This is a genomic window from Sphingomonas sp. SORGH_AS_0438 (assembly GCF_031453475.1).
GTDB lineage: Bacteria > Pseudomonadota > Alphaproteobacteria > Sphingomonadales > Sphingomonadaceae > Sphingomonas.
Genome location: NZ_JAVIZS010000001.1, coordinates 2,240,697 through 2,267,542 on the forward strand (window position 1 = coordinate 2,240,697; position 26,846 = coordinate 2,267,542).

26 protein-coding genes, 1 tRNA gene and 1 other RNA gene are annotated in these 26,846 nt (G+C 69.2%); 11 read left to right on the plus strand and 17 right to left on the minus strand.

The window, feature by feature from the left end; all coding sequences use genetic code 11:
* Window positions 1–2: 2 nt before the first annotated feature.
* A complete protein-coding gene (locus QE452_RS10430) occupies window positions 3–587 on the plus strand; it encodes a hypothetical protein (RefSeq protein ID WP_309657888.1) in 585 nt (194 codons plus the stop codon).
* A gap of 3 nt (window positions 588–590) precedes the next feature.
* Here QE452_RS10430 and QE452_RS10435 read toward each other — a convergent pair whose 3' ends face one another.
* Together QE452_RS10435 and QE452_RS10440 are read right to left on the minus strand one after the other, a co-directional pair.
* The gene (locus QE452_RS10435; protein WP_309657887.1) at window positions 591–989 is read right to left on the minus strand and encodes an MAPEG family protein; all 399 of its coding nucleotides are present in this window, start codon (window positions 987–989) and stop codon (window positions 591–593) included.
* A gap of 91 nt (window positions 990–1,080) precedes the next feature.
* Window positions 1,081–1,156 (minus strand) — tRNA-Ala (locus QE452_RS10440).
* Between the two features lie 279 nt (window positions 1,157–1,435).
* Between QE452_RS10440 and QE452_RS10445 the strand changes: the two genes are divergently transcribed.
* The gene (locus tag QE452_RS10445; protein ID WP_309730011.1) at window positions 1,436–2,863 is read left to right on the plus strand and encodes a DUF2171 domain-containing protein; all 1,428 of its coding nucleotides are present in this window, start codon (window positions 1,436–1,438) and stop codon (window positions 2,861–2,863) included.
* A gap of 128 nt (window positions 2,864–2,991) precedes the next feature.
* The gene (locus QE452_RS10450; protein ID WP_309657885.1) at window positions 2,992–3,978 is read left to right on the plus strand and encodes an NADP-dependent oxidoreductase; all 987 of its coding nucleotides are present in this window, start codon (window positions 2,992–2,994) and stop codon (window positions 3,976–3,978) included.
* 42 nt (window positions 3,979–4,020) lie between these two features.
* On the opposite strand, the gene QE452_RS10455 is transcribed toward QE452_RS10450, so the two are convergent.
* Window positions 4,021–4,944 (minus strand): neutral zinc metallopeptidase, encoded by a 924-nt coding sequence (locus tag QE452_RS10455; protein WP_309730541.1) that lies wholly within the window; start codon window positions 4,942–4,944, stop codon window positions 4,021–4,023.
* Window positions 4,945–5,059: 115 nt separating this feature from the next.
* On the opposite strand from QE452_RS10455, the gene QE452_RS10460 reads away from it, so the two are divergent.
* Window positions 5,060–5,845, plus strand: coding sequence for a 3-hydroxybutyrate dehydrogenase (locus QE452_RS10460; protein ID WP_309657883.1), 786 nt, complete (start codon window positions 5,060–5,062; stop codon window positions 5,843–5,845).
* A 379-nt stretch (window positions 5,846–6,224) separates the two neighbouring features.
* Here QE452_RS10460 and QE452_RS10465 read toward each other — a convergent pair whose 3' ends face one another.
* A complete protein-coding gene (locus tag QE452_RS10465; protein ID WP_309657882.1) occupies window positions 6,225–7,514 on the minus strand; it encodes a homoserine dehydrogenase in 1,290 nt (429 codons plus the stop codon).
* Between the two features lie 149 nt (window positions 7,515–7,663).
* On the opposite strand from QE452_RS10465, the gene QE452_RS10470 reads away from it, so the two are divergent.
* Entirely contained in the window at window positions 7,664–9,628 is a 1,965-nt protein-coding gene (locus QE452_RS10470; RefSeq protein ID WP_309657881.1) for an OPT family oligopeptide transporter, read from the plus strand.
* Here the strand turns inward: QE452_RS10470 and QE452_RS10475 are convergent.
* On the minus strand, window positions 9,604–10,257 hold the full coding sequence (locus QE452_RS10475; RefSeq protein WP_309657880.1) for a TRIC cation channel family protein: 654 nt from the start codon (window positions 10,255–10,257) through the stop codon (window positions 9,604–9,606). The two genes, QE452_RS10470 and QE452_RS10475, sit on opposite strands and share 25 nt — an antisense overlap.
* 231 nt (window positions 10,258–10,488) lie before the next feature.
* Between QE452_RS10475 and QE452_RS10480 the strand changes: the two genes are divergently transcribed.
* Complete coding sequence (locus tag QE452_RS10480; RefSeq protein WP_309658133.1) at window positions 10,489–10,893, plus strand: SufE family protein; 405 nt, start codon at window positions 10,489–10,491, stop codon at window positions 10,891–10,893.
* Between the two features lie 12 nt (window positions 10,894–10,905).
* Here the strand turns inward: QE452_RS10480 and QE452_RS10485 are convergent, their stop codons facing one another.
* Both QE452_RS10485 and QE452_RS10490 read right to left on the minus strand, forming a co-directional pair.
* On the minus strand, window positions 10,906–11,205 hold the full coding sequence (locus QE452_RS10485) for a (2Fe-2S) ferredoxin domain-containing protein (protein WP_309730014.1): 300 nt from the start codon (window positions 11,203–11,205) through the stop codon (window positions 10,906–10,908).
* Window positions 11,202–11,732: a J domain-containing protein gene (locus tag QE452_RS10490; RefSeq protein WP_309657878.1), complete on the minus strand. Its 531-nt coding sequence runs from the start codon at window positions 11,730–11,732 to the stop codon at window positions 11,202–11,204. Before QE452_RS10490 ends, QE452_RS10485 begins: the two co-directional genes overlap by 4 nt.
* A 172-nt stretch (window positions 11,733–11,904) precedes the next feature.
* On the opposite strand from QE452_RS10490, the gene QE452_RS10495 reads away from it, so the two are divergent.
* Together QE452_RS10495 and QE452_RS10500 are read left to right on the plus strand one after the other, a co-directional pair.
* Complete coding sequence (locus tag QE452_RS10495; RefSeq protein WP_309730017.1) at window positions 11,905–13,482, plus strand: SulP family inorganic anion transporter; 1,578 nt, start codon at window positions 11,905–11,907, stop codon at window positions 13,480–13,482.
* Entirely contained in the window at window positions 13,479–14,120 is a 642-nt protein-coding gene (locus QE452_RS10500; RefSeq protein WP_309657876.1) for a carbonic anhydrase, read from the plus strand. Before QE452_RS10495 ends, QE452_RS10500 begins: the two co-directional genes overlap by 4 nt.
* 16 nt (window positions 14,121–14,136) lie before the next feature.
* Here QE452_RS10500 and QE452_RS10505 read toward each other — a convergent pair whose 3' ends face one another.
* The 10 genes from QE452_RS10505 to QE452_RS10550 all read right to left on the minus strand — a co-directional run bounded on the left by QE452_RS10505 (window position 14,137) and on the right by QE452_RS10550 (window position 23,635).
* Window positions 14,137–16,128 (minus strand): hypothetical protein, encoded by a 1,992-nt coding sequence (locus QE452_RS10505; RefSeq protein WP_309657875.1) that lies wholly within the window; start codon window positions 16,126–16,128, stop codon window positions 14,137–14,139.
* Window positions 16,129–16,177: 49 nt separating this feature from the next.
* Window positions 16,178–16,546, minus strand: an RNA gene (gene rnpB, locus QE452_RS10510) — RNase P RNA component class A.
* Window positions 16,547–16,557: 11 nt separating this feature from the next.
* Window positions 16,558–17,247, minus strand: a complete 690-nt coding sequence (locus QE452_RS10515; protein WP_309657874.1) for an N-acetylmuramoyl-L-alanine amidase — start codon at window positions 17,245–17,247, stop codon at window positions 16,558–16,560.
* 45 nt (window positions 17,248–17,292) lie between these two features.
* Window positions 17,293–18,141, minus strand: coding sequence for a protein-glutamate O-methyltransferase CheR (locus QE452_RS10520; protein WP_309657873.1), 849 nt, complete (start codon window positions 18,139–18,141; stop codon window positions 17,293–17,295).
* On the minus strand, window positions 18,141–19,223 hold the full coding sequence (locus QE452_RS10525; RefSeq protein WP_309657872.1) for a chemotaxis protein CheB: 1,083 nt from the start codon (window positions 19,221–19,223) through the stop codon (window positions 18,141–18,143). Before QE452_RS10525 ends, QE452_RS10520 begins: the two co-directional genes overlap by 1 nt.
* 83 nt (window positions 19,224–19,306) lie before the next feature.
* A complete protein-coding gene (locus QE452_RS10530; protein ID WP_125995676.1) occupies window positions 19,307–19,672 on the minus strand; it encodes a response regulator in 366 nt (121 codons plus the stop codon).
* A 79-nt stretch (window positions 19,673–19,751) separates the two neighbouring features.
* On the minus strand, window positions 19,752–20,183 hold the full coding sequence (locus tag QE452_RS10535; RefSeq protein WP_309657871.1) for a chemotaxis protein CheW: 432 nt from the start codon (window positions 20,181–20,183) through the stop codon (window positions 19,752–19,754).
* Window positions 20,180–22,498: a chemotaxis protein CheW gene (locus QE452_RS10540; RefSeq protein WP_309657870.1), complete on the minus strand. Its 2,319-nt coding sequence runs from the start codon at window positions 22,496–22,498 to the stop codon at window positions 20,180–20,182. Before QE452_RS10540 ends, QE452_RS10535 begins: the two co-directional genes overlap by 4 nt.
* A 53-nt stretch (window positions 22,499–22,551) precedes the next feature.
* Window positions 22,552–23,205, minus strand: a complete 654-nt coding sequence (locus tag QE452_RS10545) for a histidine phosphotransferase family protein (protein ID WP_309657869.1) — start codon at window positions 23,203–23,205, stop codon at window positions 22,552–22,554.
* A gap of 28 nt (window positions 23,206–23,233) precedes the next feature.
* A complete protein-coding gene (locus QE452_RS10550; RefSeq protein ID WP_405052760.1) occupies window positions 23,234–23,635 on the minus strand; it encodes a M67 family metallopeptidase in 402 nt (133 codons plus the stop codon).
* 39 nt (window positions 23,636–23,674) lie between these two features.
* Between QE452_RS10550 and QE452_RS10555 the strand changes: the two genes are divergently transcribed.
* From QE452_RS10555 to QE452_RS10565, 3 genes are read left to right on the plus strand one after another with little or no spacing between them, the layout of a single operon-like run.
* Window positions 23,675–24,622: an RluA family pseudouridine synthase gene (locus tag QE452_RS10555; protein ID WP_309657868.1), complete on the plus strand. Its 948-nt coding sequence runs from the start codon at window positions 23,675–23,677 to the stop codon at window positions 24,620–24,622.
* 55 nt (window positions 24,623–24,677) lie between these two features.
* Complete coding sequence (rpoH, locus tag QE452_RS10560) at window positions 24,678–25,583, plus strand: RNA polymerase sigma factor RpoH (RefSeq protein WP_125995671.1); 906 nt, start codon at window positions 24,678–24,680, stop codon at window positions 25,581–25,583.
* Window position 25,584: 1 nt separating this feature from the next.
* Window positions 25,585–26,817 (plus strand): NAD(P)/FAD-dependent oxidoreductase, encoded by a 1,233-nt coding sequence (locus QE452_RS10565; protein ID WP_309657867.1) that lies wholly within the window; start codon window positions 25,585–25,587, stop codon window positions 26,815–26,817.
* Window positions 26,818–26,846: the final 29 nt, after the last annotated feature.

Sequence of the window (26,846 nt, forward strand, 5' to 3'; positions counted from 1 at the left end):
CCATGCCGACCCTGCGACGCCTGTTCCTGACCCTGTTGCTGGCGATCGGCTTGGGACAACCGGCCCAGGCGGCGATCACCATGACCTTCTGGAGTCATGAGCTCGGCAACGAATTCCCGCATGCCTTCTTCGCGCTGCGCGGCGTGCCCGATGCGGGCGGTGCGCCGGTCGACGTGAATTACGGCTTCACGGCCAAGTCGCTCACCCCCGCCATCCTGTTCGGCACGGTGCAGGGCCGGCTCGACCTCGCCACGCCCAGCTACATGCGGCGCAGCGACGTGCAGTTCAGCCTGGTGCTGACCGATGCGCAATATGCGGCCGTGCTGGCGCTGGTGCGGGAATGGGGCGAGACGGGCGACACTCGCTATAATCTCAACCGCCGCAACTGCGTGCACTTCGTGCAGGAGGCGGCACGACGGGCGGGACTGTCCGGGACCGACCAACCCGCGCTGATGAAGAAGCCCCGCTCCTATCTGCGTGCGGTCGCCGCCGCCAATCCGGGGCGGGTCGTGGTCCTCAACGTGGATGGCCGCGACTGGCTGGACACCCTGCCCGCGCTGCCCGGCGGCTCCGTCGCGGCGCGATAGCGCCTAGAGAAGCTGCACCAGCATCAGCAGCAGACCCAATGCCGAAACCAGCCACGCTAGGCTGCGGACATATTTCACGCCGCCCAGATAGAGCGGGATATAGGCGATGCGCGCCCCGAACCAGATCCAGGCGCCAAGCTGGCTCCAGCTTCCGCTCCGCCCGGTCAGCGTGATCGCCAGCGCCAGGGCGATGAAGGCGGGCCAGGTTTCCTGGAAATTCGACAAGGCCCGTTGCGCACGGCCGGCGAGCGGCCCCAGCGGCTTGGCGTCGCCGTCGCGCGGCCCCGCATTCCAGTCCAGCCCCCGATCGCGCGTCGCGGTCTGGCCCTGGAGCATGAGGTGGACGAACAACAGGATCACGGACCAGCCGAGCAGCTGGATTTCGACAGGCAGGGGGATCATGCGCGTACCTCGTTCAACCGCCACGGCAACGTGCGGACGGGATCGGGGTTGCGATGGTGAGAATGTCGGGATGACGCAGGATCGGGGCGGGTGGTGGAGCTGAGGGGAATCGAACCCCTGACCTCTGCAGTGCGATTGCAGCGCTCTCCCATCTGAGCTACAGCCCCGCACCCGTCCGGATCGGCCCGGCATCGTGCCGGGAGCGCCGCCTTTAGCGGGCGTTTCCAGGCGATGCAACAGCCGCCTTCGCCGAAAATCGATCCTTCCCCAAAATATTGGCGACGGCCCCGCCCGCGGGGGTCGGGCGACGAGCCGCCCGAACAATGCGGCGAGCTTTCATGAAAGCTTGGACATTGAGGAACATCAATTCGGACGGCCCGTTTCCTTGCCCGGACCCGTGATCGCGTAGCAAACGCGACCGGCCCGCAGGATGATGGAGACCCATGATGGTATATGAGCGTTACCCGCGAGGCTATCAGTCGGACTCGGATTACGGCCGCGATTATGGAAGCGGACGCGAGTACACCTATTCCAGCGCGCGCGACTATGCCGCCGCCGGCCGCCTTGGCCAGAACGACCAGCGCGATGACCGCTATGGCCGCAACGACGGCCGGAACGACGATGGCCGGACGGGCTATGGCGCACGCGGCTACGGCGAGCAGGGCAGCGGCCGCCGCGACGATTATGGCCAGCGCAGCGGCTATGGCTATTCGCAGACCGGCCGCGACTCGCATTATCGCGAAGGCGAGCGTGGGGCCTTCGGCCTGCGCAACGACGACGATCGCGGCAATTACGGCGCGCGTGACCGTGTCGGCGCCAATTATGGCGGCAATTACGGTGCGCGCGACCAAGGCAGCTATCGCGACATGAATCGCGGGGACAACCGGCAGGATCGCGGCGGCTCGTCCGAATATCACGGCTCCTATACGCATGACGGCCATCGCTTCCTCGATGTCGGCTCGCACGCCCATGACGATGACGATTATTATCGGGATCGCTCGGCGTCGCGCGGCGGTCGCGACCAGCGCTATGGCCGCGAGCAGGGCCGGGATCGGGATCGCAGCCAAGGTCAATATGGTCGCCAGCCCCAGGGCTATGACTATGAGGATCGCGGCTTCCTGGCTCGTGCCGGGGACGAGGTCCGCTCCTGGTTCGGCGATGACGAGGCGGAGCGCCGCCGCGAGGCCGATGCCCGCTATGACGAGCGCGCCTATGGCGGCGACGAGCGCTATGGCCAGCGCAACAATGACGACGATTACCACAGCTGGCGCTCGAACCAGATGCGGTCGTTCGATCGCGACTATGCGGAATATCGGCAGGAGAACCAGTCGAAGTTCCACAATGAGTTCGCCTCGTGGCGCACCAATCGCCAGACCCAGCGCGACTCGCTGGAGAAGGTGAAGGAGCATCAGGAGGTGGTCGGCAGCGACGGCAGCCATGTCGGCACCGTCGACAAGGTGCGCGGCGACCGCATCATCCTGACCAAGAACGACAGCGATGCCGGCGGCCGTCACCACTCGATCCCGTCGAGCTGGCTGAAGAGCGTAGACGACAAGGTCACGCTGTCCAAGACCGCCGACGAAGCCAAGAAGGCGTGGCGCGACGAGGAGAACAACCAGGCCATGTTCGGCCGGAACGACTCCGCACAGCGCGACGACCGCTATGGCTCGACCCAGAGCCGCGGCAACCAAGCGTCGGGCACTTATGGCGCGACCAGCCAGTCCGCCACCGGTGCTTCGGCATCGTCCGCGACCGGCACCAGCCCGTCGGGCACCTCGGCCACGACCGCCGGCTCGTCGCTGTCGTCGGGTACGACCGGCGGTGATTCGACGACCGCCGGCAGCCTGAACAAGGGCGGCACGACCAGCTACTAAGTCGCTCATCAGGACGGACGCTACGGCATCCGTCTCCATGCCCGGGCGCGGCCCTCCGCGCCCGGGTTTTTATTTGCGCGGGACCGAAGCCCGCGTCATCCTTTGAAAAAACATTAGGAGAATTGCCGATGCCTCGCGCCTGGACCCTCGTCACCCGTCCGCAAGGAACGCCCCGGCACAGCGACTTCGCACTGGTCGACCTGCCCTCCGCTCCCTTGGAGGAGGGACAGGTCCGCGTCGCCAATCGCTGGCTGTCGGTCGATCCCTATATGCGGGGGCGGATGAACGACGTGAAAAGCTACGTCCCGCCCTTCAAGCTCGACGCGCCCATGGAAGGCGGTGCCGTCGGCGAGGTCGTCGAGAGCCGCGCCGAGGGGATCGCGCCGGGCCAGCTGGTGCTCCACATGCTCGGCTGGCGCGACGAGGCGGTCGGTCCGGCCGCCGCCTTCACGCCGCTACCCGATCTGGGCGCGCCGCCCCAGGCGTTCCTGGGCCAGCTCGGCATGCCGGGGATGACCGCCTATTTCGGCCTGCTCGCCGTCGCGGAGGCCAAGGCGGGCGACACGGTGTTCGTCTCGGCGGCGGCCGGCGCCGTCGGCTCGACCGTGGTGCAGGTCGCCAAGGCCAAGGGGATGACCGTGATCGGCTCGGCCGGCGGCGCGGAGAAGGTCGAATGGGTCCGCTCGCTCGGCGCGGATGCGGTGATCGATTATAAGTCCGGATCGATCGTCAAGGCACTGGGCGAGGCCGCGCCGGAGGGGATCGACGTCTATTTCGACAATGTCGGCGGCGATCATCTCGACGCGGCGCTGGCCCATGCGCGGCCGCGCGCGCGCTTCGCGATCTGCGGCATGATCGACGTCTACAACGACGCCAAGCCGACCCAGCTCAAATATTTGGCCCGGCTGATCGGCAACCGGGTGACGATGCGCGGCTTCATCGTCAGCGACCATATGGGCCGCGCCGCCGAGTTCCACCGGGACATGGGCGCGATGCTGGCGGATGGAAAGCTGCGCAGCGAGGAGACCGTGCATGACGGGCTGGAGGCGATGCCCGGTGCCTTTCTCGGCCTGTTCAGCGGCGGCAACCGGGGCAAGATGCTGGTCCGGCTGTAATGCGTCACGGCCCCGCCCCTCACCGGGCGGGGCCGTCATCCATCAGATATTGCCCTTGAACGTATCGCACTGGGCCGGATCGCCCGTTTCCAGCCCGCGCTTCAGCCAGGTCATCCGCTGCGCCGAGGTGCCATGGGTGAAGCTGTCGGGCACCACCCGCCCGCTCGACTCCTTCTGCAGCGTATCGTCGCCGATCGCCTGCGCGGCGGTCATGCCCTCCTCGACATCCCCCGGCTCCAGCCGGTCGCGATTGGCGGCGGCCCAGACGCCAGCATAGCAATCCGCCTGCAGTTCCAGCCGAACCGAGGCTGCATTGCCCTCGCGCTCCGAGGACGAGCGCTGGACGCGCTGCACCTGTTCGGACGTGCCGAGCAGGTTCTGGATATGATGGCCGAATTCATGCGCGATCACATAATCCTGCGCGAAATCGCCCTTGGCGCCGAAGCGGTTGGCCAGTTCGTTGAAGAAGCTGGTATCCAGATAGATGCCCTGGTCGGTCGGGCAGTAGAACGGCCCCATCGCCGCCTGCGCCGCGCCGCAGCCCGAGCGACCGTTGCCGCCGTAGAAGACCAGGCGCGGCGCCTGGAAGCGCTGGCCCGACTGCGCGAAGATCGTCGCCCAGGTCTTCTGCGCGGAGCTGAAGGCGTTGCACGCGGCGCGGCTGTCGGCATTGGTGGTGCAGGCATTCTGCGCGGCGGTGCCGCCCTCCCCGCGCGACTCGCTCTGGCTGACCCGGGGCTGGGGCGAGCCGCCGCCGCCGCCGATCAGCGAGCCGAGATTGCCCAGGCCGCCGAACACCGCGAGCAGGATCAGCACGACGACGATCCCACCACAGCCGAACCGGCTGCCGATCAGCGGCAACAGGCCGAAGATCAGTCCGCCGCCGCCACCGCCGCCGCCAAAGCCGCCGCCCTGACCGCGCTGGTCTTCGACATTGATATTGGGATCGAAATCGTCGAGCCGCATGGCCATCCCCCATTTTTCGTTGCGCCCCTGAAATGCTCGAAGGTGGCTCCGGGGTCCATCCTCGGTTGATCCCGGGCACGTCCGGCCGCACAAGGCGCGGCGAAGGAGAATCGGCATGTTCCTGACCGGCAAGACGGCGATCGTGACGGGGTCCACCTCGGGCATCGGCCTGGCCTATGCGCGCGCGCTGGCGGCGGAGGGCGCATCGGTCGTCCTCAATGGCTTTGGCGAGGCCGGGGCGATCGAGGCGATCCGCGTCGAACTGGAGGCGACCAGCGGGGCGACGGCGCTCTACGATCCCGCCGACATGCGCGAGCCCGAGCAGATCGCGGCGCTGGTCGCGCGGGCGGTGGCGGAGACGGGCGGCTGCGACATCGTCGTCAGCAATGCCGGCATCCAGCATGTCGCCCCGGTCGACCAGTTCCCGATCGACAAATGGGACGCGATCTTGGCGATCAACCTGTCCAGCGTCTTCCACATGATGCGCGCGGCGATCCCGCACATGAAGGCCAAGGGCTGGGGCCGGATCATCTCCACCGCCTCGGCGCATTCGCTGGTCGCCAGCCCCAACAAGGCCGCCTATGTCGCCGCCAAGCACGGGCTGGCGGGCCTGACCAAGACGGTGGCGCTGGAGGTGGCGCAATGCGGCATCACCGTGAACTGCGTTTCGCCCGGCTATGTCTGGACGCCGCTGGTCGAGAACCAGATCCCCGACACCATGAAGGCGCGCGGCATGACCCGCGAGCAGGTGATGAACGACGTGCTGCTCGCCGCCCAGCCGACCAAGGAGTTCGTTACGCCCGAACAGGTGGCGGCATTCGGCCTGTTCCTGTGCCGGGACGAAGCGGCGGCGATCACCGGAGCCAATCTAACGATGGACGGCGGCTGGACCGCCGCCTGAGCCTTTAGCGCGGGGCGCGCGGACTGCGGCGAAGAGGATCGCTTCGCAAGAGGCACCACGCCACGCCCTGGAGTCCTATGACGTGGCCTCGACATGGGACCGTCATTGCGAGCGCAGCGAAGCAATCCATAGCCGCACGTGTTACGCCCTGGATTGCTTCGCTGCGCTCGCAATGACGGATTGGGTCAGTCCGATGTCATCCTGCTCCAGCGCGCTTCGTCCCGGCCATGGTTCGACTACGGAAGCATCAGCGCAATTTTCGAAGCCGTCCTGGTCGGCCAGAGGCTTTCGCTACGCCCACCGGACCATCCTCGCATAGGTCGGGATGGTCCGGTGGTTCTGCGAAACGGCCACGCCCCTGCCGAACGACCGGAAGACATCACCCCAGCAACGGCATCCAGAGCGGCTGGCCCGCCACGCTCGATGATCCCCGCAGCCGCTCCAGCGCCTGGGCGACGCTGCGCTCCGGCCCTTCATGCGTGACGATCGCGACCAGCGCCCGGCCATCGGCGGCGACGCCGCGCTGGATCAGGCTCTCGATCGAGACGCCCGCATCGCGCATCGCCGCCGCGATCTCCGCCAGCACGCCGACCCGGTCCTCGACCATGAAGCGCAGATAGGCCCGGCCGCGCCGCTCGCCGCTATCGGCCACCGACGCCGCGCTGAGCGATCCCGCCGGCATCGCGAAGGCCGGGCCGAACTCGCCGCGCGCAATGTCGATCAGGTCGGCGACCACCGCGCTGGCGGTCGGCCCCTCGCCCGCGCCGGCGCCCTGGAACAGCAGGCGCCCGACGAAATTGCCCTCCGCCACCACGGCGTTGGTCGATCCGGTGACATGCGCCAGCGGATGGTCGAGCGGCACCAGATGCGGATGGACGCGCTGGAACAGGCCGTGCGGCCCCGCCTCCGCCACGCCGACCAGCCGCACCCGGTGGCCGAGCGCCGCCGCCTCGGCGATGTCCGCGCCCAGCACCTGGCGGATGCCCTGCACCGCCACGTGGCCGAACGCCGGCTGCGTCCCGAAGGCCAGGCTGGCGAGGATCGACAACTTGTGCGCGGCATCGATGCCGTCGATGTCGAAGGTCGGGTCGCTTTCCGCATAGCCCAGCGCCTGCGCCTCGCTCAGCACCTCGGCGAAGTCGCGGCCCTCGGCCTCCATCTTGGACAGGATGAAATTGCAGGTGCCGTTGAGGATGCCGTAGACGCGGCCGATCTCGTTCGCCGCCGCCCCCTCGCGCAGCCCCTTGATGACGGGAATGCCGCCGGCCACCGCCGCCTCGAACTTCAGCGCGGCGGCCCCGCGTTCGGCGGTCTCCGCCAGTTCCAGCCCGTGATGGGCGAGCAGCGCCTTGTTCGCGGTGACCAGATGCCGCCCCGCCGCCAGCGTCGCGCGCGCCAGAGTCAGCGCCGGACCGTCCGACCCGCCGACCAGCTCGACCACCACGTCGACATCCGCCAGCGTGGCGAGCGAGGAACTGTCGTCGACCCAGGCGAAGCGCGACAGGTCGATGCCCCGGTCGCGGGTGCGATCGCGGGCGGAGACGGCGACGATCTCGATCGGCCGGCCGGCGCGGCGCGCGATCAGATCGCGATTGGCGTCGAGCAGCTTGACCACGCCGCCGCCCACCGTGCCCAGCCCCGCCAATGCTACCCGCAATGCTTCCGCCATCGTCCGCCCCTTCGTCTGTCCGGCTCAAATTCGAGCAGCCCGCCTAGCGAAATCCGCCCGCCGCGTCAGCCCCGCCCGCGGATACATTATCGCGGGCGGCGGCGAGGAATGCTTGCCGCGCGCCCCCCCGCTGCGGCATGTTGCCCGCCATGGCCACTTCCCTCCCGCCCGCAGCCGGGCGTCCGGTCGCGGAACTCACCGTCCGCGGCATCCTGCTCGGCGGCGTCATCACGCTGCTGTTCACCGCCGCCAACGTCTATCTCGGCCTGAAGGTCGGGCTGACCTTCGCCACCTCCATCCCCGCCGCCGTCATCTCGATGGCGGTGCTGCGCTATCTGCCGGGCGCGACGATCCTGGAGAACAACATCGTCCAGACCGTCGCTTCGGCGGCGGGGACGCTGGCGGCGATCATCTTCGTGCTGCCCGGCCTGGTGATGATCGGCTGGTGGCAGGGCTTTCCCTATCTGACGACGGCGCTGATCACCGGCACGGGCGGCATATTGGGGGTGATGTTCTCGGTCCCGCTGCGTCGCGCGCTGGTGCTCGACACCCCCCTTCCCTATCCCGAGGGCCGCGCCGCCGCCGAAGTGCTGAAGGTCGGCGCCGGCAGTCGCGAGGGCGCGGCGGAAAGCGCCAAGGGCCTGTGGGTCATCATCTGGACCGCCCTCACCTCGGCCGGCTTCGCCATCCTGACCCAGACCAAGCTGGCGGTGGCGGAAGCGGCCCTGTGGTTCCGCGCCGGCACCGGCGCGACCGGCATCGCCGGCGGCCTGTCCTTCGCGCTGATCGGCGCGGGCCATCTGGTCGGCCTGTCGGTCGGCATCGCGATGCTGGCGGGGATCGTGCTCGGCTGGTGGATCGTGCTGCCGATCCTGACCGCCGCCACGCCGATGCCCGCCGCCAGCGTCGCCGAATGGGCGGGCACGGTGTTCCGCAACGACGTGCGCTTCTTCGGCGCGGGCGTGATCGGCATCGCGGCGATCTGGACGCTGCTGCGCATCATCGGTCCGGTCATCGCCGGCATCCGGTCCGCCATCGCCGCCTCCCGGGCCAAGCGCGGCGGCGCGGTGCTGGACCTGACCGAGCGCGACCTGCCGATCGGCCTGGTCGCGCTGATCGCGCTGGCGACGTTGTTGCCGATCGCCGGCCTGCTCTGGTCGGTGATCGCGGGCGGGCCGCTGGCGGGGTCGGAGGTCGTGCTGATCGGCGGCGCGCTGCTGTTCGTGCTGGTCATCGGCCTGGTGATCGCGGCGGTGTGCGGTTACATGGCCGGCCTGATCGGCGCGTCCAATTCGCCGGTGTCGGGGATCGGCATCCTCTCTGTGCTCGCCGCCAGCCTGATGCTGGTCGGGCTGTTCGGCCGGGGCCAGCCGCCCGAGACGACGCAGGCGCTGGTCGCCTATGCGCTGATCGTCACCGGCATCGTATTCGGCGTGGCGACCATCTCCAACGACAATCTCCAGGACCTGAAGACCGGGCAGCTGGTCGGCGCGACGCCGTGGAAGCAGCAGGTGGCGCTGATGTTCGGCGTCGTCTTCGGCTCGATCGTGGTGCCGCCGGTGCTCAACCTGCTGGGGTCGACGCTGGGCTTTGTCGGCGCGCCGGGGGCCGGGCCCAATGCGCTGGCGGCCCCGCAGGCGGCGCTGATCTCGGCGCTGGCCAAGGGGGTGCTGGGCGGCAATCTCAACTGGGCGATGATCGGCTGGGGCGCGGTCGCGGGCGCGGTGGTGATCGCGCTCGACGAGGGGCTGGGCCGGGCGGGCAAGCTGCGCCTGCCGCCGCTGGGCGTCGGGCTCGGCGTCTATCTGCCCATGTCGGTGACGCTGCCCGTGGTGCTGGGGGCGGTGATCGGCGCGGTCTATGACCGCTGGGCCAAGCGCCAGGCCGATCCGGAAGCGGCGGAGCGGATGGGCGTGCTGGCGGCGACCGGCATGATCGTCGGCGAGAGCCTGTGGGGCGTCGCCTTTGCCGGGCTGGTCTATGCCACCAACAGCGATGCGCCGATCGCCCTGGTCGGCGATGCGTTCGAGCCGATCGCGCTCGGCGGCGGCACGATCCTGTTCCTGGCGCTGATCGCCCTGCTCTATCGCTACACGCGAGGCGTGGCGCGATAGGCGGGCAGCGCCAGCTTCCACCGGATCGCGGCGGCGCGCAGGCCGAAGCCCAGCAGCGCCGCCACCGCCGCCGCCGCGCCGGTCCCCAAACCCAGCATCTGCAGCGTGACGAAGCTGGTCGAGGACAGGGCGGCGGCGGTGACATAGAGTTCGGGCCGCATCAGGATCGACGGCTCGCCCGCCAGCACGTCGCGGATGATGCCGCCGACACAGGCGCTGACCACGCCCATCACCATCGCCGGCACCGGCGGCACGCCATGCCCCAGCGCCTTGGCCGCGCCATAGACGGCATAGGCCGCCAGCCCGACCGCATCCAGCCAGGCCAGCGCCGATCCCGACCACCAGCGCCCCGGCGTCACCCAGATCGCGATGGCGAGGCCGATGCAGAGCCCCGCGACATGCGGGTCGCGCACCCAGAAGACCGGCGCGCCGATCAGCAGGTCGCGGACCGTGCCACCGCCCACCCCGGTGATGAGCGCGAAGAAGGCAAGCGTGACCAGGGTCTGCCCCCGCCCCGCCGCCGCCAGCGCGCCCGAGGCGGCGAACACCGCCAGCCCCGCCATGTCGAGCCACCGCGCCGCCGCCGGCAAAACGAGGGCGGCATCGGGCAAGGGAACGGGCGGGATCATAGAAGCCTTGTAGGATGGTTCGCGCGGCGGCGCGCCTGATTCGGCGGCGGATACATGGCCTCTGCCATCCCTCCTCGTTCCCCGGCGAAGGCCGGGGCCCAGTTGGGAAGGCCGATGCAACGAAGCGCCGCGCGTCATCATTGCCGTCCCCCAACTGGACCCCGGCCTTCGCCGGGGAACAAGTGGGTGCGCGGGTTGCCCCGGCCTCCGGCCATCGCTACCTCGCGCAGCATGACCAGCCTGGCCGAGCTTCGCGACGAATATGAATTCCTCGATGCCGACGATCGCTATCGCCTGCTGATCGATCTCGGCCGCGCGCTGGAGCCGATGCCGGATGCGCTGAAGACCGATGCGACCCTGGTGCGGGGCTGTTCCGCCTCGGTCTGGGTCTATCCGACGCGGGCGGAGGACGGCGCGCTGCACTTCCTGGCGGACAGCAATGCCGCGATCACCAAGGGGATCATCGCGCTGGTCCTCCAGACCGTGCAGGACCGCGTGCCCGCCGCGATCGTCGAGACCGACATCGCCGATGAACTCGCCCCCTTCGATCTCAAGAACCAGCTCAGTTCCAACCGGACCCAGGGCATCCCCAACATGATCGCGCTGATCCGGGAGACGGCGGCGCGGCTGGCCTGACGCCCGCGCCGGTCAGCGTTCCGGGCGCGACAATCGTTGAAGGACGGCGTCGATCGGCTCGCCCGCCGGCACCACCAGCCATTCGCCCGGTCGCGCGGAATCGACCACCGCCACCGCCCGCTTGGGGCAGAGTTTCAGGCATTTGGTCTCGATCACGCCGCGCTCCGCCTTGCGGCCCTTGCCCCAGATCGACCGGAACAGCTTGGCGAGCGGCGTCCGCCCCTTCGGCCCGAAGCCGCCATCCACCTTGCGCGAGCATTTGCCGCAGACCAGCACCACGCCCTGCCAGTCCGCCTTGGCCCGCCGGATCATGCCGCGCGACGTTCCTCGGCGGCGCGCAGCACTTCATAGGCGGCCTGCACCGTCTGGAACCGGACCGCCGCATTGGGATCGTTCGGCCGCACGTCCGGGTGATTCTCCTTGGCCAGCCGCCGCCACGCGCCGCGCACCGCCTCGAAATCGGCGTCCTCGTCCAGCCCCAGCGCTTCCAGCGCGCGGCGTTCGTCACGCGAGCGGGTGCCGTCGCCCGGCCCCGACCAGGCATAATGACGCGAGCGTTCGTAACCTGCGGCGCCCCTCGCCTCGTTGCGCTCGCGCTCGGCGGCCTCCTCGGCGGACAGGCCCTGAAAATAGTCCCAGCCGCGATTATATTCGGCGGCATGGTCCTGGCAGAAATACCAGCGATCCGGGTTGTTCGGCGACTTGGGCGCGGGGCAGTCACCCGGCTTGTCACAGCCGTGACGGTCGCACAGCCGCACCGGCTTCGCCTCGCGGCTGGAGCCGTAGCTCCGCCAGCGGGGAAAGCCCCAGTCATTGGATCGGGTCGGGCGGTGCGCCATGGCCCGATGACATAGGCGGCCTACGTCGCCGCGCAACCGCCTTCGTCGCGAAAGTCCGCAACCCCGCGTTGCGTCCGACCTAAGGCCATGGCATCTATAGATGACATAAGCGTCATCATAACGTCATGTCCGACGCGGTCCGCGATCGGAGGACGTGGATCTAGGAGCCAAGGTGTCCCCGTCCAAATCCCTGCTGGCGACGGCGCGAAGCGACATCCCCGCCTCCATCGTGGTGGCGCTGGTCGCGCTGCCGCTGTGCCTGGGCGTGGCGCTCGCCTCGGGCGCGCCGCTCTTCTCCGGGCTGATCGCGGGCATCGTCGGCGGCATCGTCGTCGGCGGCCTGTCCAGGTCGTCGCTGTCGGTGGCGGGCCCCGCGGCGGGCCTGACCGTGATCGTGCTCGCCGCGATCGAGCGGCTGCCGAGCTTCCAGGTCTTCACGCTGGCGGTGGTGCTGGCCGGCGTGCTGCAGCTCGCCTTCTCCTTCACCCGCGCCGGCATATTGGCGGAGTTCGTCCCCTCCTCGGTCATCACCGGGATGCTGGCTGCGATCGGCCTGATCCTGATCCTGAAGCAGATACCGCACGCGGTCGGCTATGACGGCGATTTCGAGGGGTCGTTCGAATTCGCCACCGCCGGCGGCAACACCTTTGTCGATTTGTGGAACAGCCTGAGCCGCGGGCTGACGGCCGGTGCGGTGCTGATCGGCGGGATCAGCCTGGCGTTCCTGTTCTGGTGGGACCATGCCAAGCCCAAGCACGGCCCGCTGCGTTTCCTGCCTGGCCCGCTGGTCGTGGTGATGATCGGCGTGCTCGGCAATCTGCTGCTCGGCCTGATCCATCCCGAATGGCAGCTCGGCCCCAAGCATCTGGTGCAGGTGCCGATCGCCGACAGCGCCTCCGCCTTTGTCGGCCTGTTCACCCTGCCCGATTTCTCCGCCATCGCCAGCCCGGCGGTGTGGACCACGGCGGCGACGCTGGCGATCGTCGCCAGCCTGGAATCGCTGCTCAGCGTCAAGGCGGTGGACGAGATCGATCCCAAGCGCCGCACCACCGACAAGAATTGGGAATTGATGGCGCAGGGCGGCGGCAACATCGTCTCCGGCCTGATCGGCGGCCTGCCGGTCACCTCGGTGATCGTCCGCTCCTCCGCCAATGTGGATGCGGGCGCGGACAGCAAGCTGTCGACCATCCTGCACGGCACCTGGCTGCTGGTGTCGGTGGCGCTGATCCCGGCGGTGCTGAACCTGATCCCGCTGTCGGCGCTGGCCGCCGTGCTGATCGCCACCGGTTACAAGCTGGCCAAGCCCAAGCTGTTCCTAGAGCGGTACAAGCAGGGCTGGAGCCAGTTCGTGCCGCTGGTCGTCACCGTCGTCGCGATCCTGTTCACCGACCTGCTGATCGGCATCCTGATCGGGCTGGCGGTCGGCTTTGTCTTCGTGATCGCGCGCAATTTCCGCACCGCGATCACCTACGCCTGCGACGGCAGCGACTGCCTGGTCCGGGCGCGGCGCAACCTCTATTTCATCCACAAATACGAGTTGCAGAAGAAGCTGGAGCTGGTGCCGCCCGACAGCGACCTGCTGATCGACCTGTCGTCGACCAGCTATGTCGACCTGGACAATGTCGACATCATCAACGCCTTCATCAAGAACGCCGCCTATCGCGGCATCCGGGTGGTGGTGCGCGGCGACATCGCCGAGCGGACGCTGCCGCTGATCAACGCCCCCGCCGCCGAGGTTCGTTTCGCATGAAAGTCACCAAGCAGATCCTGCTCGCCAACCAGGCCTGGGCGAAGGAGCTGACCGACGAGAATCCGGACTTCTTCACGCGCCAGACGGCGGGGCAGAAGCCGCAATTCCTGTGGATCGGCTGTTCCGACAGCCGCGTCAGCCCGGAGCAGAAGACCCAGTCGTTGCCCGGTCGCATGTTCATCCACCGCAACATCGCCAATCTGGTCCATGACGACGATCTGAACCTGCTGTCGGTGATCCAATATGCGGTCGACGTGCTGGAGGTGCCCAATATCGTCATCTGCGGCCATCATGGCTGCGGCGGCATCCGCGCGACGCTGGAGGGCGGGGTCAGCGGCCCGGTCGACCGCTGGCTGGAGAATGCGCGCGACGTGTGCCGCGCCCATGCCGACGAACTGGACCATCTGCCCGCCGACCAGCGGCTCGACCGGCTGGTCGAGATGAACGTGCGCGACCAGCTGCTCCATCTGGCGCGCATCGACACGGTGGCCAACGCCTTCGCGCAGGGCCGCGACCTGACGCTGCACGGCTGGGTCTATGACATTCGCGACGGCCGGCTGAAGCCGCTGATGGAGATCGATCGCCACACCGATCTCGGCCGGGTCGGCCGGCCGGAGACGGTGCTGATCGATTCCTGAGCCGGCGGACGGGCGGTTATTTGTCCGGGATCTGGAAGATGATCCGCTGGACATTGCCGCCGCAGCCCAGGCCGCCATCGGGTCGATAGGTCTTGGCGAAACGCGCCTTGCCCATGAAGCTGCTCGCCGCCTGTGAGAAGATGAAGGGCGGATAGCTGAGCAGGGTGCGCGGTTCGGAGGTGCGGCCATCCGCGCCGATGTCATATTGCACCTGGGTCCAGCCTTCGAAGCCCCAAGCCTGCGCCTCTTGCGGAAAGGCTTCCGCCCCCGGCATGGACATCATGCGGGGCCGCGCATCGAGCACGGCGCATTGCTGCGCATCCAGGCCGGTCATGGCGAAGGCGGAGCGGGCAGCGTCGGGCTTGCCGGCTTCGATCTGCAACGAGGCCAGACGCACCAGCCCGCCCACTTTCAATGCGTCGTCCTTGGCCAGGGCGGCGTCGTCGACGATCTGACGCAGGATGACCTCGCGATCCCCGTTCGCGCTGGCCCGCTTCGAATCGATATGGTCGACCAGCGCCAGCCGCAGCGCCGCGCGCGCCTGCGGATCATCCGCATAGAATGGCTTGCTCAACAAGGGCGTGACGGCGCGCTGGAACTGGTCCTTGCGATCATCGGCGGACCGATAGGCCGCGGCCGGCAGTTCCAGGGCCAGTCGCGGCAGCGGCGGCACCGCATTTGCCTCCGCGATGGCGAGGCCGCGCTCGTACAGCGTCGATCGCTCCTCGCGCGGAACGACGCGGTTGTTGGCGAGCGTGACCAGCGCCGCCAGCACCGCGAGCGACTTCGGCGCGCGGGCATCGGCGGCCGCCAGCGCCGCCCGTTGCGCCGGCAATGCCAGGGCATCGCTGCCGTCCGTGACCAGCGTGACGGGCGCGCCCTTGTCGGTCAGCCATGCGGCCAGCGCCTGGTCGAAGCTGTCGCTGATCGCCGGGCGGGGAAAGGCGGTCGAGCAGCGCATCTCGACCCGCGCATTATATCGGAAGAAGGCCGGAAGGGCGGCGACATCCTCGACCGGCCATGACCAGTCGCGCACCGCCTGGGCGAAGGCCAGCGCGACCTTCCCGCCGCCGCTCGAATAGACGGGGGTCACGGACCGGGTCGAGCCATCCTCGGCAATGCTGAATTCCACCACGGCCATGTCGTCGGGCTTCAACCCCGCTTCACCCCCGCAATCCGGGGCGGCGAGTTGCTGCGCGATGTTGAACCGGCCCTTGGGCAGGCGACCGGCCCCGGTCATCGCCATGTAGCGGCGCGCCTCGTCGCGATTGCCGGTCAGCAACAGCGTGATCGCGGCGTCCGAGCGGGCGCCGACATCCCCGATCGACGTCCGCTCCGTCAGGCCGCCCATGGCGCTGACCGCCCGGATCGCGCTCGCCTTGGCGGCAGGCAGGTCGTTGCTGTTCATCTGCAATTCGGCGCGGCGCTGCTCGATCAGCCCGCGCGCGTCCGAGGCCAGCTTGGTCTGTGCCGCCAGGGCATCGATCCGCCCCATCGTCGCACGGGCGGCGGCCGGATCGAGGAAGGTCTGCACATGGACCAACGACAGTTGCGCGCCCAGCTTGTCGCCGGGCGCGGTCGCCGCCGCCTCGGCTGCGGCATAGGCCCCGGCCGCCCCGGCATAATCGAGCGTCTCCGCCGCGATCGCCCCCAGTTCGAGTTGCGCCATCACCCGGTCCTCGGCCAGGCTGGCATCGCTTGTCGGCAGGCCGGCCAGCCCCGCGCGCAGAGCCGCGATCGCTTCGTCGTAACGATGCAGCCGGAACAGGGTGCTGCCCTTGCGGACCTGGACGATCGCATGGCTGCGGCTGCCGGCCTTGGTACGCGTTTCCAGCGCCTGCCAGGCGGCGAGCGCGGCGGCGCGGCTTTCGGACTTTTCCGACAGCGCGGTCGCGGCTTCGAAATCCTGCTGCACGGTGCGGGCCGGCTGTTGCGCCACGACGAAAGCAGGGACGGCCGCCGCCCCGATCGCCAGCGCCGCCGTGCCGATCCCGATGCCGCTCTTCATCACCCGTCCCCCCCTTGTCGAAGCACCTTGGTGCCGCGACGGGGAGAAAATAGCCAGAGGATCTGTAAGCCGGGTTCTGTCCCCCTGCACAAGGCAGGATGGGCGACCATTCCTCTAGGACGATGCTTGCGCATCGCCTCCAGCAACCAACCCGGACGACGGGCGGAAACACGCCCATGCGCCGTCCCTATTCGGTCTTGCTCCCGGTGGGGTTTACCATGCCGCTTCCGTTACCGGTCGCGCGGTGCGCTCTTACCGCACCCTTTCACCCTGACGTCGCCGAAGCGGTCGCCGTCTGCTCTCTGTGGCACTGTCCCTGGGGTCGCCCCCGCCGGGCGTTACCCGGCACCGCTGTTTCATGGAGCCCGGACTTTCCTCGCCCCCAATCGCTTGGGGCCGCGGTCGCCCGATCCTCTGGCTGCGGCCTCCTTAGTCGTCGCCTTGCGGTTTGGGAAGCAGCAGCGCGAGCAGGATCATGCGGCATTCCGCATCAATCTCGCCATCGATCATCTCGGGGCGGAAGCGGCGCTGGAACGCCATGATCGCCGCCATCCGGTCCGACACGTCATAGCCGAACCGCTCCAGCGCCAGGCAGAAGCCGGCCTCGCTCCATTTCGGGTCGAGCAGGTTCTTGGTTGGACGCGGCAGGGCCAGCCGCAGCCGCGCCAGGCTGTGCCAGGGGAAGAGCTCGCCCGGATCGCGCTTGCGAGCGGGGGCGATATCCGAATGGCCGACGATGTTGCCGCGCGTGATGCCGTGCCGGTCCTTCACCGCCATCACCAGCCGGATCACCGCCGCGACCTGTTCGTCCGGGAACGGCCGATAGCCCCAGTCATGGCCGGGATTGACGATCTCGATGCCGATGCTGGCGGAATTCACGTCCTCGATGCTGCGCCAGTGCGACTTGCCCGCGTGCCACGCGCGCTTGTCCTCGTCGACCATGCGCATGATGGTGCCGTCCTCGGCGACCAGATAATGGCACGACACCTTCGCCGCCGGATCGCGCAACCGCGCGATCGCGCTGTCGGCGTCCTGCATCCCCGTATAGTGGAGCACGATCATCGACACGGGGAGCGTTCGCTCGTCCCAATTGGGCGAGGGCGTATCGATGATCGTCATGACCGACCGTTGGCCCGAAACTGTTTCGACGGCAAGACGGCATGATCATGCCGCGACCAGCTTCTCCTCGCCATCGACCCGGCGATAGAAGCCGCGGAACCGCCGGCACGGCTCGAACGCGTCGCTATGGCCGATCACCGTCTCGCCCGCGCCCAGCACCAGCGTGCCGCCGGGCCGAAGCGCCTGGGCCAATGTCTCGAAGACCCGCGCCTTGGTGACGGGCGACAGATAGATCAGCACGTTGCGGCACAGGATCAGGTCGAACCGGCCCGGCGGCGCACGGTCCGCGACCAGGTTCTGGCGGCGGAACTGAACCATCCGCACCAGCTCGGGCCGCGCGTGCCAGTCGCCGCCCTCGCCCTCGAACCAGCGCATCATCCGCCGGATCGGCAGGCCGCGCTGGATCTCGAACTGGGTGAAACGCGCGGCGCGGGCGCGCGCCAGCGCCTGTTCCGACACGTCGGTGGCGACGATCTCCGGCATGGAGGCGCCGCTGTCCGCCTGTCGCTCGGCGAAGAGCATCGCCAGCGACAAGGGCTCCTGCCCGGTCGCACAGCCCGCGCTCCATAGCCGGACGCGGTGGCCGGCCCCCTCATGCGCGGCGACCACCTCGCCCAGCTGGTCGAAGACCGCCGAATCGCGGAAGAAGGAACTCTCGCTATTGACCAGCGCATCGACGATGCGGTCGCCGATCCCCGGATCGCGACCGTTGAGCAGCAGCGCGACGAGCTGGTCGAGCGTATCGAGCGATCGTTCGCGGAGCAGCGGGATCAGCGCGGTATCCAGCCGCCAGCTGCGATAGCTGGCCAGTTGCTGTCCGGTCCGCGCCTCCAGCAGCGCGCCCAGCACCGCCGCCGCGTTGCTGGAAATGGGCGGGGTGGTCGCGCTCGCCATCACCGCGCCTCGCTGCCGACCAGCAGCGTGCGGATCGCCGCCGGGGTCAGCACCGCATCGGCGCAATCGGCCGCGACGACCGCGCCCGGCATCCCCCAAACGACCGAACTCGCCTGATCCTGTACGATCACCCGTCCTCCTGCCGCGCGGACATGGCCCGCCCCCTCCGCGCCATCGCGGCCCATGCCGCTGAGCACGATCGCCAGCAGCCGCTCCCCATAGATCGCCGCCAGCGAGGCCAGCATCGGATCGACCGAGGGCAGGCAGCCGCTGACCGCCGGCGCGGTCGACAGCTTCACGGCCGCACCCCGGTCTCCCCCCCGTTCCCCCAGGGCGACGCAGCGGAGATGCGCATCGCCGGGTGCGACGATCAGCCGGCCGGGGCGGATCCGCATCCGGTCCTCCGCCACGTCGCAGGGGCGGCCGGAAATCGTCGCGAGCTGCGCCGCGAAATAAGGCATGAAGGCGGCCGGCAGATGCTGGGTCACCAGCACCGGCGCGCGGAAGGTCGCGGGCAAGCGACCCAACAGCTGGCCCAGCGCATGGATGCCGCCGGTCGAGGCGCCGATCGCGACCAGATCGAACGAGCGGTCCGCCGCGACCGTCGCGGGCAGGCTGGGCGGCGGCGCGACCGACTTTCGCGACGGCGACGCGGCGGGCTCCATGACGATGCCGGTGCCGGCCGGCGACCGGTCGATCAGCCGGTCCAGCCGGTCGAGCAGGGTGCGACCGAAGGCGCTGGTCAGCGCCGCCGTATCCGGCTTCACCAGCGTATCCGCCGCCCCCATCGCCAGCGCCTGCACGGTCGCCGCCGCGCCGTCGCCGACCGAGGAGGAAACGACGACGATCCGCGCGCCCCGCCCGGCCGCGATCAACTGGGGCAAGGCGGTCAGCCCGTCCACGCCGGGCATGTTGACGTCGAGCAGCAGGATGTCGACCCGGGTCCGGCCCAGGAAATCCAGCGCCGCCGCCACCGATCCGACCGCGCCGGCCACCATGAACCGGTCGCTCGCATCGATCAGCCGCGACAGCACCGCCCGCGCGACGACCGAATCGTCGACGATCAGGACGCGCGGCGGCAAATCCGGTGGGTCGTCAAAGGCGGGGGACGGGGACAGGATGACCTCGATTCCAGAGGATACTTCCGGAGCGGACCAGGGTCGCGTCAGGCCAGCCCGACGATCTGCAGCTTGCTTTCCAGCGTCTCGCGATCGAACGGCTTCATGACATATTCGTCTGCCCCCGCCTCGATCGCCGCGCGGATATAGGCCATGCCGTTCTCCGTGGTGCAGAACACCACCTTGGGCCGGCGCGGCAGGTCGGAGTCGCGCAACGCGCGCAGGAAATCCATGCCGCTCATCACCGGCATGTTCCAGTCGAGCAGCACCACATCGGGCACGGCGGCGCGACACGCCTCCAGCGCCTCGCGGCCGTCACAGGCCTCGCGCACCTCGAAGGCCAGCGTCTCCAGGATATGGCGGGCGACCTTGCGGATCACCTTGGAGTCATCGACCACCAGACACGTCTTCATCCGTTCACCTTCCGTAACGCGGCACAATGTTTCTAGATGGCAAGGAGTAAGCATCGGCTTAATCCCCCTCGCCTTTCGATCAGGCGGCGGCGCGATCCGCCGCCGGAACCAGCACCTTGAGGTCGATCACCAGCAGCGGCTCGCCGTCGCGCTCGACGATGCCGGCGGCGGCGGCATCCCAGCCGTTCTCCAGCGCCAGCCCGGCCGACAGCGGATGCCGCTCGAACGGCGCGATGTCCTCCAGCGCATCGACCAGAAAGGCATAGTGATGGCCGTCGATCTGCGCGATCACCGCCCGCCGGGGCGTCGCGGTCGGCGACAGGCCCAAAGTCACCCGGGTGTCGATCACCGTCACGACGCGGCTGCGCAAGGCCGCCAGCCCGCGTACCGCCCCCGGCGCGCGTGGCACCGCGACGATCCCGCCGATATCGACCACCGAATCGACGTCGCCGGCATCGATCGCGACCCAGCGGTCGGCGACATAGGCCAGCAAAAACAGCTTCCGGTTCATGCCACCGCCCTCCCGGCGCGTTCGGCGACCGCCGCGATCAGGGCCGCACGGTCATAGCGATAGACAGTCGCGGCGGTGTCGCCGCTGCCGCTGCCGGCCGGGCCGAGCGGACGCCGGCTGAGCCGCACCAGCCGCTCGACATCGGCATCCGCATCGGCCGCAAGCTCCTCCATCGCCAGCGTCACCGCCACCGACTCGTCGCCCCCCGGTGCGGTCGTGCAGCGATAGCCCGCCGCCTCCAGCACCGGCCGCAGGAAGGTGTCCATCCATCCCGTCCCATCGCATCGCAAATGGCAGAGCGGGCGGCTGGCGGGGGCCCGCACCTCGCCCGCGAACAGCGCGTGCGGATCGAGCAGTTCGACCTGCTCGCCCTCGATCACCACCACCCCGGCGATACCAGTCCGTTCGCGCGCCGGGGCCATGGCCGCAGGCAGGCGGACGATCTCCTGCGCCTCCGCCACGGCATAGAACAGCTCGACATGGCCGTCGGTCAGGCGCAGCAGCGTGACCTCGCCCGCGACCGGCACGTCGCCCATCGCGACCAGCGGGATCACCCGCTCGTCCAGCGCCAGGTGCAGCCGGCCACCGCTCCAGCGGATCGCCTCCGCCGCGACCGATTCGACCCGGTCGACCACCGCCAGCGCGATCGCCCGGCGGCGGCCGTCGAGATCGTCGAACCACAGGGCCGGGATGCCGGGGGCTTCGGCCGCCCCTGCTTCCGCCACCGCGTCGGCGGCAAGGCCGAAGCGCAGGCCGGCGACCGTGGCGATGCCGCTGCAATCGAGCAGCAGCAGCGGCAATCCGCTGTCGGGCAGGGTCTGCCCGGCATAGATGCCGCTGGCCATCACCGCCGGCGCGGCCGGCTTCACCACCAGTTCCTCGCTGTCGAGCACCGCGTCGATCCCCAGGGCATAATCGCCGTCGCGGGTGGAGACGATCACCAGCGCGCGGGTCGCCTCGTCCGCGATCCCCATCACCGCGCCCAGGCCGACCATCGGCAGCCGCCGGCCACGCACCGTCGCCACCTGGCGGCCGCCCAGCGTATCGATCCGCACCGCGCCGCCGGTCAGCGACACGATCTCCTCGATCGCCTGGCGCGGCACCGCGAAGCGCTGGTCGCCGACACCGACGACGATGGTCGGGATGATCGACAGGGTCAGCGGCACCTGGAGCGTCAGGGTCAGCCCGCGCCCGCGCTGGTTGCGCAGTTCGACGCGACCGCCGAACTGCTCGATATTGGCGCGCACCACGTCCATGCCGACCCCGCGCCCGGACAGGTCGGTCACCGTATCGCGGCTCGACAGGCCGGCATGGAAGATCAGCCGGGCGCGCTGCGCCTCGTCCATCCGCGCGACCTCGGATTCGGTGTGGAGGCCGGCGGCGACCGCCTTGGCGGCGACCCGGTCGGTGTCGATGCCGCGCCCGTCATCGGCGATCTCGATCAGGATCCGGTTGCCCGACTGGCGGGCGCACAGGACCAGCCGCCCCGCCTCCGCCTTGCCGGCGGCGCGGCGCTCGGCGGGCGATTCAATGCCATGGTCGACCGCGTTGCGGATGATATGGACCAGCGGATCGCGCAGCAGTTCGATCATCTCGCGGTCCAGCTCGACATCCGCGCCCTCGATGGTCAACGCGACATTCTTGCCCAGCGTCGCCGCGCTGTCGCGCACCATGCGGGGGACGGCGGCGAACAGCGTCTCGACCCGCTGCATCCGGGTGCGGGTGACGGTGTCGCGCATGTCCGCGACGCTGGCGGACAGCCGTTCGAGCGCCCCCTCGATCCGGGGGTCGGGCGCGGTGTCGCGCAGGCGGCGGGCCAGTTCGTTGCGCGCCAGCACCATGTCCGACATGCCGATCATCATCCGGTCGAGCAGGTCGACGCCCAGCCGCACGCTGCGGATCACGGTGCGCGACGGCCCGGTGCCGGATATGGGCGCGGCGGGTGCGGCATCCTCCGCCAGCGCGGCGATCAGCAAGTCGTCGGTGCTGTCGTCGAGCGGCGCCCCCGCCACGATCGCCTCGTTCAGCTCACCGATCCGGTCGACGATCGCCAGAACGGCGCTGACCAGGGCGGTATCGGGCTGGCGCAGGCCATCGCGCGCCGCCGCCAGCACATCCTCCGCCGCATGGGCCAGCCGACCCAGACGCGGCAGGTCGAGAAAGCCGCAGCTGCCCTTCACCGTGTGCACGAAGCGGAAGATCGCATCCAGCCGGGCGCGATCGGTCGGATCGGCTTCCCACGCGACCAGCTCGCCCGAGATCGCTTCCAGCGTCTCGCGCGTCTCGGCGGTGAAATCCTGCAACAGCTCGTCCATGGGCCTCCGGGCGTTCCACCACCCTCATGGCCCGAAAGACGTTAAGACCGCCTTTACCCGGCGACCATCACCGCCCCGAAAATCATCACATTCGGCGCGGGCTCGGAGATCATCACCGATCCGTCCGAGCCGCCCGACCCCGCGACCAGCTCGTGGATCATATAGGCCGCCGCCGTGCGCGACACGAGCGCGCTCGCCGCCAGCCCGCCGGTCAGCATGGCGCGCAGTTCGGGATCGAGGATGATCCGCTGCCCCTCGATCCGCACGACGATCTCGATCCGGCCGCCGGCCGCCTCCGCGCCGATGTCCAGCTGTCCGCCGCGCACCAGCGCCTCATTGGCGATCATCGCCAGGTTGAGCAGCACCTTGACCGCCGCCTTGGGCAGTGCCTCCGCCTCGACCATCCAGCCGAGCTGGGTACGGCGCGCGTCGCTCAACAGCCCCTCGATCGCGATGCGCGCCTCGCGCGGGTCGAGCATGTCGCCGAAACCGCCCGCCGCGCCGAACGCCAGGCGGAAGAATTTCAGCTTGTTGGCGGAGGTGCGGGCGCTTTCGGCCAGCAGCTCCATGCAACGCTCGCGCATCGCCGGGTCGGTCTCGTCCGCCATCAGCTCCAGCCCGTTGTTGAGCGCGCCGACGGGCGACAACAGGTCATGGCACAGGCGCGAGCAGAGCAGGCTGGCGAAATCGACGGGGCTGATGGTCACGCGCGGGTTCCTGTGGACGACATGTCCCCTACCCTGTGGCCCGCCCGGCCGCGCCGTGCAAGCGAAGCGGCACGAACCGGCCGTGCAGCGCGCCATTCTCCACCGCGCTCCAGCCGGTCACTCGCCCGCCCGCCGCGATCAGCCAGATGCTGCCGTCCGCCACGGCATCGGCGGCGTCGCGGGGCGAGGGTTCGGCCAGGCCGCTGGGATGCGAGTGATAATGGCCGATCACCGCCGGGCCGCCGCGCCGCGCCGCCCGATGCGCGGCGAGCAGGGCGGCCGGATCGATCTCGAACCGCATGGCCGGGTCGGCGGCGACGTTGCGACAGGACCGCGCCTCCAGAACCCGGTCGCCCGTGCCGAGCAGCAGGCCGCAGACCTCCCGATCCGGAGAGGCCATCGCCTCCGCCGTGATCCGCTCCAGGATCATGCTTGAAATCCGCAACGCCATCGCCATCTAGGCTAGCTCATGGACCGGGGGGTTTCCATCATCCACGCGACCATCACGCCCACGGCGGATGGCTGGCGTCTCGACCGTGCACTGGCCGATGCCGTGCCGACGCTGTCGCGCGAGCGGCTGAAGGTGCTGATCGCCTCCGGCGCGGTCAGCCAGGGCGAGGTGCTGGCGCGCGACCCCGCCAAGCGCGCGGCGGCGGGCGCGACCTTCGCGGTCGCGGTGCCCGTGCCGGCCGCGGCGCATAACGAGGCGCAGGATATTCCGCTCGTCATCGCCTATGAGGACGAGCATCTAATCGTCGTCGACAAGCCGGCCGGGCTGGTCGTGCACCCGGCGGCGGGCAATCTCGACGGCACGCTCGTGAACGCGCTGCTCCATCATTGCCGGGGCTCGCTGTCGGGCATTGGCGGGGTGGCGCGGCCGGGCATCGTCCACCGGATCGACAAGGATACCAGCGGGCTGATGGTGGCCGCCAAGACCGACCGTGCGCATGAGGGGCTGGCCAAGCAGTTCGCCGCGCATTCGATCGACCGGCGCTACAAGGCGATCACCGGCGGCGTGCCGCGCCCGGCGGCGGGAACGGTCGACGCGCCGCTGGCGCGCAGTCCGCAGAACCGCAAGAAGATCGCGATCGTCGCCGGCGGCAAGCGTGCCGTCACCCATTTCACGACCATCCAGCCGCTGCGCGATTCGGCTTTGGTCGAATGCCGGCTGGAGACGGGGCGGACGCACCAAGTGCGCGTCCATATGGCGTCGATCGGCCATGCGCTGCTCGGCGATCCCGTCTATGGCCGTCCCAAGGGGTGGACGCGGACGGTGACGGAGTCGCTGGATTTCAAGCGGCAGGCGCTGCATGCGGCGCTGATCGGCTTCATCCATCCGATCAGCGGGGTCAAAATGGCGTTCGAAAGTGCGATGCCGCCCGATATGCAGGAACTGTTCAGTCATCTTCACGTATAAATAGCAGGTGTATGCCGCGCTGCGGCGAGCACCTCTTCAGGAAAGGGAATTGATCATGGCGAAAGGCTCGAACGTCCCGGCGACGATTCCTGCTCTGGGCGGCGAGCAGAGCCTGAACCGGTATCTGTCCGAAATCCGCAAGTTTCCGCTCCTCCAGCCGGAGGAGGAATATATGCTGGCCAAGCGGTTCCAGGAGCATGGTGATACCGATGCGGCCGCGCGGCTGGTCACCAGCCACCTGCGCCTCGTCGCCAAGATCGCGATGGGCTATCGCGGCTATGGCCTGCCGACCTCGGAGCTGATCTCCGAGGGCAATATCGGCCTGATGCAGGGCGTGAAGAAGTTCGAGCCCGATCGCGGCTTCCGCCTGGCCACCTATGCGATGTGGTGGATCCGCGCCTCAATACAGGAATATATCCTGCGTTCGTGGAGCCTGGTGAAGATGGGCACCACCGCCGCGCAAAAGAAGCTGTTCTTCAACCTGCGCCGCATGAAGTCCAAGCTCGACGCGTTCGAGGACGGCGACCTGCGCCCCGAGGACGTGACCAAGATCGCCACCGACCTGGGCGTGACCGAGACTGAGGTCGTGTCGATGAACCGTCGCATGGCGATGGGCGGCGACACCTCGCTCAACGTGCCGATGCGCGAGGATGGCGAGGGCCAGTGGCAGGATTGGCTGGCGGACGATGCGCCGCTGCAGGACAGCATCGTCGCCGAGCAGCAGGAAAAGGATGTCCGCCACGACATGCTGGTGTCGGCGATGGACGACCTGAACGACCGCGAGAAGCATATCCTGACCGAACGTCGCCTGACCGATGATCCCAAGACGCTGGAGGAGCTGAGCCAGGTCTATGGCGTCAGCCGCGAACGCGTCCGCCAGATCGAGGTCCGCGCCTTCGAGAAGCTGCAAAAGGCGATGATGCGGATCGCCGGCGAGAAGCGGCTGCTCGCGGCGGCCTGACATGGTCGGCACCGTCGTCATCGGCGGCGGTGCGGCCGGGATCGCCGCGACCCGGCATCTGCACGATGCGGGCCATGACGTGCTGCTGGTCGAGGCGAGCGATCGCCTCGGCGGCCGGGCGCACAGCCATGCCATCCCCCTTGCGGGTGGCGGCGTGGCCATGGTCGATCTTGGCTGCGGCTGGCTGCACAGCGCGGGGCGCAATCCCTGGACGCGGATCGCCGAGCGTGCCGGCTTCGCCATCGACCGGTCCTCACCCAATTGGGACACGCAATGGCGCGACCTGGGCTTTCCGCCCGAGGCGCAACAGGCGTTCGGCACAGCCTGGCAGCGTTGGGAAGACGCCGCCCATGCCGCGCTGGATGGACCCGACCGGCCCCTGTCCGACTTCGTCGCGGCCGACGATCCGTGGCGACCGCATCTCGACGCGATCTCCGGCTATGTGAACGGCGCGCCGCTCGCCCGCGTATCGCTGCACGATTGGGCGGCTTATGAGGATGCGGCGACCGACGACAATTGGACGCTGCCCGATGGCTATGGCACGCTGGTCGCCGGTCACGCCGAGAGCCTGCCGGTGCGATGGTCGACGCCAGTCCACCGTATCGATCATCGGGGCCGGTGCCTGCGGCTCGACACGCCGGACGGCACGATCGAGGCGGACCGGGTGATCGTCGCGGTACCAACCACCGTGTTGGCCAGCGGCGCCCTCAGCTTCAACCCGGCGCTTCCCGCCAAGCAGGCAGCGGCCGATGCCCTGCCGCTCGGGCTGGCGGACAAGGTCTTCCTCACCGTCGACCGGCCGATCTGGCCGGCCGGCGCGCATCTGACCGGCGATCCGCACCGCGCCTGCACCGCCAGCCACCGGCTCTCCCCGTTCGGCCATCCGATCGTCGAAAGCTTCTTCGGTGGCGATTGCGCGGAAGCCTTGGCGACGGAGGCGGACGCCACCGCCTTCGCGATCGACGAACTGGTCGCCCTGCTCGGCAGCGACTGGCGACGACGCCTGCACCCCGCCATCGCCACGCACTGGCGGCACGAACCGCATATCGGCGGCAGCTACAGCCATGCCCGGATCGGCCATCGGAACGCGCGGGCAATCCTGGCCGAACCGGTGGACGACCGGCTGTTCTTCGCGGGCGAGGCCTGCTCCCCACAGGATTTCTCCACCGCGCACGGCGCCTATCAGACTGGCATCGCGGCCGCCGAAACGGTGATCGCCCACGCCGGTCGCTGACCCGCCCCCTTGATGCCGGGCAGCGGCGC